This window comes from Nostoc sp. KVJ20 (genome assembly GCF_001712795.1).
Taxonomy (GTDB): Bacteria; Cyanobacteriota; Cyanobacteriia; order Cyanobacteriales; family Nostocaceae; genus Nostoc.
Window position 1 is genome coordinate 135555 of the sequence record NZ_KV757605.1, and the last position, 8257, is coordinate 143811.

7 protein-coding genes are annotated in these 8257 nt (G+C 41.3%); 4 read left to right on the forward strand and 3 right to left on the reverse strand.

Annotated features, from left to right (window positions below; translation table 11 throughout):
• Nucleotides 1-108: 108 nt before the first annotated feature.
• The 3 genes from A4S05_RS13170 to A4S05_RS13180 form a co-directional block, all read right to left on the reverse strand.
• The gene (locus tag A4S05_RS13170; RefSeq protein ID WP_069070277.1) at nucleotides 109-1155 is read right to left on the reverse strand and encodes an N-acetyltransferase DgcN family protein; all 1047 of its coding nucleotides are present in this window, start codon (nucleotides 1153-1155) and stop codon (nucleotides 109-111) included.
• Nucleotides 1139-2191 (reverse strand): dipeptide epimerase, encoded by a 1053-nt coding sequence (locus tag A4S05_RS13175; RefSeq protein WP_069070278.1) that lies wholly within the window; start codon nucleotides 2189-2191, stop codon nucleotides 1139-1141. The genes A4S05_RS13170 and A4S05_RS13175 overlap by 17 nt, the downstream gene beginning before the upstream one ends.
• A 258-nt stretch (nucleotides 2192-2449) precedes the next feature.
• Nucleotides 2450-3661 carry an FAD-dependent oxidoreductase gene (locus A4S05_RS13180; RefSeq protein ID WP_069070289.1) on the reverse strand — a complete coding sequence of 404 codons (1212 nt, stop codon included), beginning with the start codon at nucleotides 3659-3661 and terminating at the stop codon, nucleotides 2450-2452.
• 391 nt (nucleotides 3662-4052) lie between these two features.
• Here A4S05_RS13180 and A4S05_RS13185 point away from each other — a divergent pair, with 391 nt between their 5' ends.
• From A4S05_RS13185 to A4S05_RS13200, 4 genes are all read left to right on the forward strand, one after another.
• Nucleotides 4053-4763, forward strand: a complete 711-nt coding sequence (locus tag A4S05_RS13185; RefSeq protein WP_084227097.1) for a pentapeptide repeat-containing protein — start codon at nucleotides 4053-4055, stop codon at nucleotides 4761-4763.
• 273 nt (nucleotides 4764-5036) lie between these two features.
• Nucleotides 5037-6512 (forward strand): pentapeptide repeat-containing protein, encoded by a 1476-nt coding sequence (locus A4S05_RS13190; protein WP_069070279.1) that lies wholly within the window; start codon nucleotides 5037-5039, stop codon nucleotides 6510-6512.
• Between the two features lie 286 nt (nucleotides 6513-6798).
• On the forward strand, nucleotides 6799-7038 hold the full coding sequence (locus A4S05_RS13195; RefSeq protein ID WP_069070280.1) for a hypothetical protein: 240 nt from the start codon (nucleotides 6799-6801) through the stop codon (nucleotides 7036-7038).
• Nucleotides 7039-7502: 464 nt separating this feature from the next.
• The coding region (locus tag A4S05_RS13200) for a pentapeptide repeat-containing protein (RefSeq protein WP_176726996.1) at nucleotides 7503-8257 on the forward strand (755 nt) is incomplete at its 3' end.

Here is an 8257-nt window from a genome sequence, read left to right on the forward strand (position 1 = left end):
TACAGGATCTATCTTTTATTCTCGCAGTTTTGCCGCCAAGCGATCGCAATCTCCCTTCTTCTGTTGTGCCACTTCTCCTTCAGGAGTGGTTGAAGCATTCTAGAGAACTTAATTCTTCATCACCGCATCCAAAAGAATATTGGCATCAAAGCGGACTACATCGGTGCAAGGTAGCCCCGTTTCTGCTATTGTTTGAGCGATCGCATCATGTGCCGCAGACTCATCTAAATGGGCTGTGTTCAAAGCTATACCGACTACAGGAACACTTCCAAAAGCACCACCGGCACTAGCAACAGTTTCATAAAGCCGAATCACCTCTGGTAAGGGTGGAATTATGACATGGGGATGATTACGTACATGAACTTGTCCCGCGCGATGTCCTAACACCAGTTGGGTTGGTTGAGAACCACGAATCAGGGGTAGGGTTGCCGTTGAACCAGGATGCAACAGTGAACCTTGTCCTTCAATGTGCAAAATGTCGTAGTTTTTGCCATAGCGCATAACTATCTGTTCCACAGCACCGGCGGCAAAATCTACGCGCACGGCATCTAAAGCTACGCCGTCTCCTTCTAACATCACCCCAGTTTGCCCTGTGGCGAGGAATTTAGAACGCCAGCCCCGCAGTTTTGATGCCCAATGTAACTCCAAGCTAGTTGACATTTTACCAATGGCCATATCGGTTCCCACTGTCAACACCCGCCGACAAGGGAGAGTGCGTGCCATTCCACTCGCAACACTGATATTAGATGGCTCTTTTCGGACATCCCAAATTAGTTGCCCTGGTTTGAGCAGTGCATTTAATTCTGGGATACTTGCCATTGGTGTATGTAAACCATTCACCAGCGACATTCCCGCTTCTAAAGCGTCTTTAATTTCCAGCCAATAATCATCTGGTACAGCACCACCTCCTGGGGCAATGCCAATTACCAAGACTTCTGGTTTATACTCAAGGGCTGCGGCTACCGATGCCACAATCGGTACATCACGCTTGATGCCTGTTAATTCTGGTAGGGATTTGCCAGCACACTCGCGATCAATTACGGCTACGATTGGGGATTCACTGTAACGTAAAATCGCTAGCCCTGTTTTGCCGTGAGTCCCAACAGTTCCCTCATGAAGTAAAATAGCTACTCGTTGATTAAGTGGTAGACGCACTGTGTTGCACTCCCAAACCTGGTAAATCGTTTGGCAAAACTCTTCCTTCTTTTAGCAATGCACCCGTAAAAGGGTCATCAATTAAATTCAGGTGACTGTCTAAATCTAAATAATCAGCTAGTGGCGCTAGCTGTAATGCTGCTGTATTAGCTAGTGAACTGTCAGAATAGCAACCGAACATTACTTGCAACCGATATGCTCGTGCTGTATGTACCATTCGCATTGCCTCTGTTAGTCCCCCTGATTTCATCAGTTTGATATTAATACCATCTACGTAATTTGCCAAATCGGGAATATCAGCGCTGGTGAAACAACTTTCATCGACAAATATGGGGAGGGGAGAATGTTCTTTGAGTTTTGCTAAACTTGGTTCCTGTCCCCGTGGCAATGGCTGTTCTACATACTTTATACCTAAATCTGCCAACCAGTTGCACATTGCGATCGCATCTTCTAAACTCCAACCCCCGTTGGCATCAACAAATAATTCTATTTCAGGCGCTTCTTCTCGCACCGCCAATAGCATTTTTTTATCTGCATCTATCCCATCTGGACTACCTAGCTTCACCTTGAAAAGACGGACATCGGTAAATTTTAGCCAGTCTCGCGCTCTTGCGATCGCACCTTCAGGCGAATTAATCCCAATTGTGACAGAAGTAGGGACTATTTGATTGCGATCGAGTCCCCAAATTTGCCACAAAGGTAATCCTACACGCTTACCCAACCAGTCGTGCATTGCCATATCCAAGGCAGCTCTTGCAGCAGAAGGAACCTGGTTTTGTGTTAAAACTTGTTCAATTTGCTGCCGCTGTAAGGGGCTGAATGCTTGTAAAAGTGGCACAACTTGCTGTAGCACCTCTTTGATTGCATCAGTTGATTGCCGATGATTACCTACACCAAATGGTGATGCTTCCCCCCAGCCTTCGATCCCATCCGATGAGATTCTCACCCATACATTAGTTGTTTGTGCCGTTGTACCTCGACTAATGGTCAACGGAAATCTCTTATTTACTGTAAATAAATTTACATTTATTTGCATATTTATTATGCATATTATGATACCGCCAAAGTCAGTGTAAGTTCAAAATTTATATTATCGGATGCATCTGTTATACTTTTTTACATTCATTAGAATTTTTTTATACATACATTTTATTTTTACTTAGTTTATCGAACAGAATTCAGGAGTCAGGAGCCAGAATTCAGAATGAATTCTGTTCGATAAATGTACACCGAGGGATTAAGGGATGGGGTGCAATGACTGTGGGAATCGCAACTAAATTATCCATACATAATATTATTCAAAGCGAAAGCGTTCCATAAAACGGCGGTCAATCCAATCTTTGTAACACCATAATAATTTGTGGGGTGGTAGAGTGATAATACCTCTGGTTGCGTAGGTGTTGCCCATCGCAGATATCGCTCGTTCGTCTCCAGTACCTATTAAACTCAAATATTCTTTTTGTGGTCTATAAGGTTTAAGCGACTTACCTAATAAAATTCGCTGCAAATTCTCAAACAAAGGCTTACCTTGCCTAACAGCAAATACCCCAGCTTTTGGACGCGGATGATTTACCATTGTGGCAATATCACCAGATGCAAATACCTGCGGGTGCGTTTGAGATTGTAATGTGTCTTCTACCAGGATAAAACCTTGCTCATCAGTTCCTAGTCCAGCGGTTTTTAACCATTCGGGTGCTGAGGCTTGTGTTACCCAAAAAATTTTATTAAATTCTACTTTTAAGCCAGATTCACATTTAATTTCAAATACTTCTTTAGTTTCCCTATGAGTTATGGGTGCAATTTTACACACAGTTTCCCCAAGATGTAGCTCAATACCCCGTTCAGTTAAAATTTGCTGAAGTTGATGGCGTACTGATTGATGGTAATTGGGCATCAGTTCTTGTCCACGCTGAAATAAATGAACTTTCAGGTTTTCAATTGGTTGTTGAGCTTTATCCAAAATCTGATGTAAGTGCGATCGCATCGCTAGCGCTAATTCTACACCGCCAGCGCCTCCACCAACGAGCGCAATGCTAATTGGTTCTTGAGGATTTTTACCTACAGCTGCAATCAGTTCATACCAATGCTCTAATAGCTGCGATACTGGTTTAGCTGCGATCGCATATTCTGCTGCACCTGATACAGATATTGTGGCCGGAGTGCTGCCAATATCAACAGACAGCACATCAAAATCTACCGCAAGTCCGTTCGCACAAAGAACTTTGTTGTTTTCCAAGTCTAGGGCAACTACCGTGTCAATATACAACTGTGCCTGAGCAAAGTTCGCTAGGGGTCGCAAATCAATATGGCATTCGCCGTGGGTGTAAAATCCGGCAATGTGTCCTGGTAACATTCCAGAATAGGCTGTCTCTGATGTTGCGGTAATTAACGTTAAGCGTACTCCGGGTAACGGTTTCATTCCAAACATTTTCATGACAATAGCATGGCTATGACCCCCACCAATTAACACCAGGTCTTTAACCATTGGCTGTATTTTTTGCTGCATTTCGATACTCAGATTTAGTTCATCAATCATTATGAATAAATTGAAGAAGAATTCACGAGTCAAAATCAATGAGTTGATGATTTAGACTCACCACTCATTCCAGACTACTCAATTTGGCTCGTTGCATTATCATATTCAAATATTGACCATGAATGAAACAATAGTATGGGCAAATAAATTGTTAAAAATACGTAAGAATTCAGCACTCAGAATGGGCTAAACGCCCCGCTATCGCTAACAGGAGTCAGAATTTAAAAGGAGTGCAGCATGATTAGTACATTTATGTATCAAATTTTCTCCTATTTTTTTAACTATTCTGAATTCTGAATTCTTACAAAAATACTGTAACCACTTGAAGATTTTTTCAGTAATTATTAATACTTGTCATGCCATGAAAAATATTTCATCAAAAAATAACATCCAGCTATCAAAAATATTCTTGTGGATACCTGCTCTCCAGGAGCAAGTCAAAAAAACTCAGCTTAAGTCACCAAAACAACGCTTAAGAATAGCAAGTGAACAGCTAGGAAATAGCAAAATAGAAACCAGCCTAGCTATAATTAACGATTTAGAGTATATTGCCCATAATCATCCACAGTACCACTGGATAATCATCGATATTCTTACTACTTTTGTACGCAAGAATGCTCCTTATATGCCCCAAAGGGAAGTAACAAGCAATCTGTCAACAAAAGTTCGTGTAGATATTCAAGCAGCCCTGACTGTTATCGCCAGAAGAGATGCAAATAAAGACCCAGAAAATGAGCAACTTGATTTGAGCTTCACGGATATGAGAGGAGCAAATTTAAATGGGGCGAATCTAGAACAAACAAATCTATATCAAGCTAATCTTGCTGATGCCAATCTTATCAAAGCTAATCTAGCGGGAGCAATACTTAGTGCCGCTAACCTAGAAGGAGCTAACTTATATCTAGCCAATTTAGAAGGAGCAATCCTCAGTGTAGCCAATCTAAAAAGAGCTAACCTTTCTGGAGCTAACCTGCATTGTGCAAGTTTATATCTAGCTAGGTTGCATGGGGCAATTCTCAATGATGCCATACTCGATGGGGCAAACCTCAGAGAAACCCAATTCTCTCAGTAAAATACTAATATCATGCCCGCTTGATTAATTTTCCCTATTTCCTACTCCCTACTCCCCATTTCCTATGTACAACGTAATTCATAATTCTTGTACTGCAAGCGTTTCATTAATTTGGAATGGGTGGTTTGTTTCTGCCGTAATATAGAAGTATATTCGATATTATTCCTTAGTTCAATGAGTATCTTGACACCTATTATAATTTTCTGCTAAATGCTATACTATTTTTCCGCAACATCTAAGTAATAATTCTAGGTTGTAAGGAAAATCTTTACCATGTCTTCTAAAAAGACAGATGCTCTGTTGAATTGGTTAATAACTATAACAGTTATATTTGGCTTCTCATTGACTGTAATTTTCTTCGTATTGTCAAGTATTAAAGAATTGTCAATCCAGGAAAAAATTCAGTATAGAAACCAAGCATTAACAACTACTGCAATAGTTTTTCTCGCATCGGCAGCAATGTTTAATACTTATTATGCAGCAAGGCGTGCCCAAGCGATGCAGAAAAATGCGATCGCAGCTGAGAAAAACCTGGACATTGGCATTCAAAATGCAAAAATCAATCAAGATAGATTGATTGCAGAACGCTTTATGGGGGCAATTTCGCAGCTTGGTCATGAAAAGGTCGAAACCCGGACAGGCGCAATTTATGCACTAGAAAGAGTTGCTCAGGATTTTCCCAAAGAACACTGGACAATCATGGAAATCCTCACTGCCTTTGTGCGAGAAAATGCACCTATCAAGCACCTAAAAGGGGAGCAACAAAAACCGGAATATCAAGGGGCAGTGTACTCAAGTCGGCGTAGAGGCGGGTCGCGTCCGACACAGCCGTTAGAGCAAAATCTCCATGAAGAATTGCCAAAAATCCGCACCGATATTCAAGCAGCCCTGACTGTTATCGGCAGGCGTAATTTACTCGAAGACCCAAAAGATCAGAAACTTGATTTACGTAGCACCGATATTAGACTAGCAGACCTGCTAAAAGCTAACCTGCAACAAGCTGACCTCCGTGGGGCTGACTTGAGTGGTGCTGACCTCCGTGGGGCTGACTTGAGCGGATCTGACCTGAGTGGCGCTAAACTCATTAGGTCTATTCTCTATGAAACCAAATTACTAAAATCTAGCTTATGTGGAGCCAACCTTTGTTGGGCTAACCTCAATCGTACCAACCTCTCTGGAGCAAACCTGCGTTCAGCTAATCTCTCTGGAGCAAGTCTGCGTGCAGCAAATTTACAGGGAGCAAACCTTTATAAAGCTAACTTGCAACAAGCAACCTTAAAAGTCGCTAATCTCTCTGGAGCAAAGCTGTTTCTAGCTAATTTGCAAGGAGCAAAATTGGGGAAAGCCAACCTGCAAATGACGGGTTTAATTGGAGCCAACCTTTCAGGGGCTAACTTGAATGGAGCCAACCTTTCAGGGGCTAACTTGAATGCAGCCAAACTCCACCAAACAGAAGTTTATTTTGCCAACCTCTCAGAAGCAAGCTTAACGGAAGCTGACCTACATCAAGCAAACCTCATCGGAGCAAACTTATATAGGGCAACCTTTTATCAAGCTAACTTGACTCAAGCTAACTTGATGGGAGCTAACTTTTCAGAAGCTAACCTCAGTGATGTCAAACTGGAAGGGACAATTTTGACAGGGGCTAAAAACTTAGAGTTGCAGCAGATTAGAAAGGCACTTGGCGATCGCACTACTCGTTTACCTGATTATATCGAAGCACCGACACATTGGCGGCAGTCTGGTTAAGTTATCACAGCATCATTCGTTATTTGGGCGCATTCTACCAGTTTCACTTAGTGCTATAGTTTTTACCAAAAGTCTCCGTAAATATTTGGGAGATGAGGAAGAAACATAATTTATGTCTGATAACAAGACAGACACACCGAGAAATTTGTTTATAATTTTAACTTTATTTATTCATTTAGCGACAAACAAGAAATAAATAACAGTACTGCCGCCTTCTACAGCTTGTAGGAGAATATAGAAGAAAACAATCTTGCCTACAGTATTAATAAATGTTCAGGGAAAAACCATGCAATCAGCTTTACGTATCACAACCAAAGTTTTACCAGGAAACAAAATAGAAATTGAAATTCTAGAAGCTGAAATAGGCGATAGCGTTGATGTATTTGTGATTTTACCAGAAAAAGCTGAACCAAAACATCGTTCTGTACTCGACATTATAGAAGAAAGCCGTAGGAGACACCCTTCTCGAACTGCTGAGGATATAGACAGACAACTACAAGAAGAACGCTTATCATGGGACAGCTAATACTTCCAAAAAGTGGCTCTATTTAGAGGTTGTTTGAAAAGTTCTCTTGTCGGTATCAAAAGTTTTAGATCCCCCTAAATCCACGCCAGTTGCTCATGGGGGAAACCCCCAAGACCGCACTGGCTCCCCTTAAAAAGGGGGACTTTGACTCCGGTTCCCCCTTTTTTAAGGGGGGTTAGGGGGGATCAAAAGTGCCTAAAGTTATAGAGAAATACTTTTCAAACAACCTCTTATATGCTTTCGTAATGTTCCTGGTTTATCTATTGTTATCCTCAGTGAAGTTTTAGCATCTTGAACAATGTCTACACACTATAGAATTCACAACTGCAATCAAAATCAAAAATTCACGAGACTGAGGCAAAAACCCTTTACAATTCTCTTCCCTTCGCGCTCTTTGCGTCCTTCTCTGCGAGACGCTACGCGAATGCGGTTCGTTAAAAAAATAAATCGTTTAGGATTGCTATATGTCTGATAAAAACACAGACCCTCTGAGAAATTGGTTAATAGTTCTACCATTTATATTTATTGTTTGCTTATTTATTGTTTTTTTAGCCTTTGTGAATGTTGAAGGTTTATCAATAGAGCAAAGGTTAGATTATGGAATTAAAGCTTTAACAACTACTGGAACAATTTTTGTTGGAATTGCTGTATTCATCAATGCGTTCTATGCAGCTAAACGTGCGGAAGCTTTGGATAAAAGTGCTGAAGCTGCAAATAAGAGCGCCGAGGCTGCAAATAAAACTGCTGAAGCTGCTTTAAAGAATGCAGAAGCAGCACAAGACAAGCAAATTACAGAACGCTTTGCGAAAGCGGTTGAACAGCTTGGGAATGAAAAGATTGAAACGCGATTGGGGGCGATTTATACTCTAGAACGAATCGCCAAGGATTCCCCAAAAGACCACTGGACAATTATGGAAGTCCTTACAGCTTTTGTGCGAGAGAATGCACCTTTGAAAGATTTTTCCGAGAAAAATACAGGATATAGACATTCATTAATAATAGTCAATACTTGGAATTATCAAAAACCAAAGGAGATAGAGGAAAAACTAAAACTTGAGACAGATATTCAAGCAGCCCTTACCGTAATTGGACGGCGCAAGTCTGAAAATGAACTAGAAAATCAGAGCTTGGATTTAAATAATGTCGATATCAGGGGGGCAATCCTCTACAAAGCCAATCTGCAAGGGGCAGACCTCAACAAAGCCAATCTGCAAGGGGC

What these genes read in the sequence shown, in the direction of transcription:
- A4S05_RS13175 (WP_069070278.1), bottom strand. Translation starts at nt 2,191, where the DNA reads ATGCAAATAAATGTAAATTTATTTACAGTAAATAAGAGATTTCCGTTG.
- A4S05_RS13180 (WP_069070289.1), bottom strand. Translation starts at nt 3,661, where the DNA reads ATGCAGCAAAAAATACAGCCAATGGTTAAAGACCTGGTGTTAATTGGT.
- A4S05_RS13185 (WP_084227097.1), top strand. Translation starts at nt 4,053, where the DNA reads ATGAAAAATATTTCATCAAAAAATAACATCCAGCTATCAAAAATATTC.
- A4S05_RS13190 (WP_069070279.1), top strand. Translation starts at nt 5,037, where the DNA reads ATGTCTTCTAAAAAGACAGATGCTCTGTTGAATTGGTTAATAACTATA.
- A4S05_RS13195 (WP_069070280.1), top strand. Translation starts at nt 6,799, where the DNA reads ATGCAATCAGCTTTACGTATCACAACCAAAGTTTTACCAGGAAACAAA.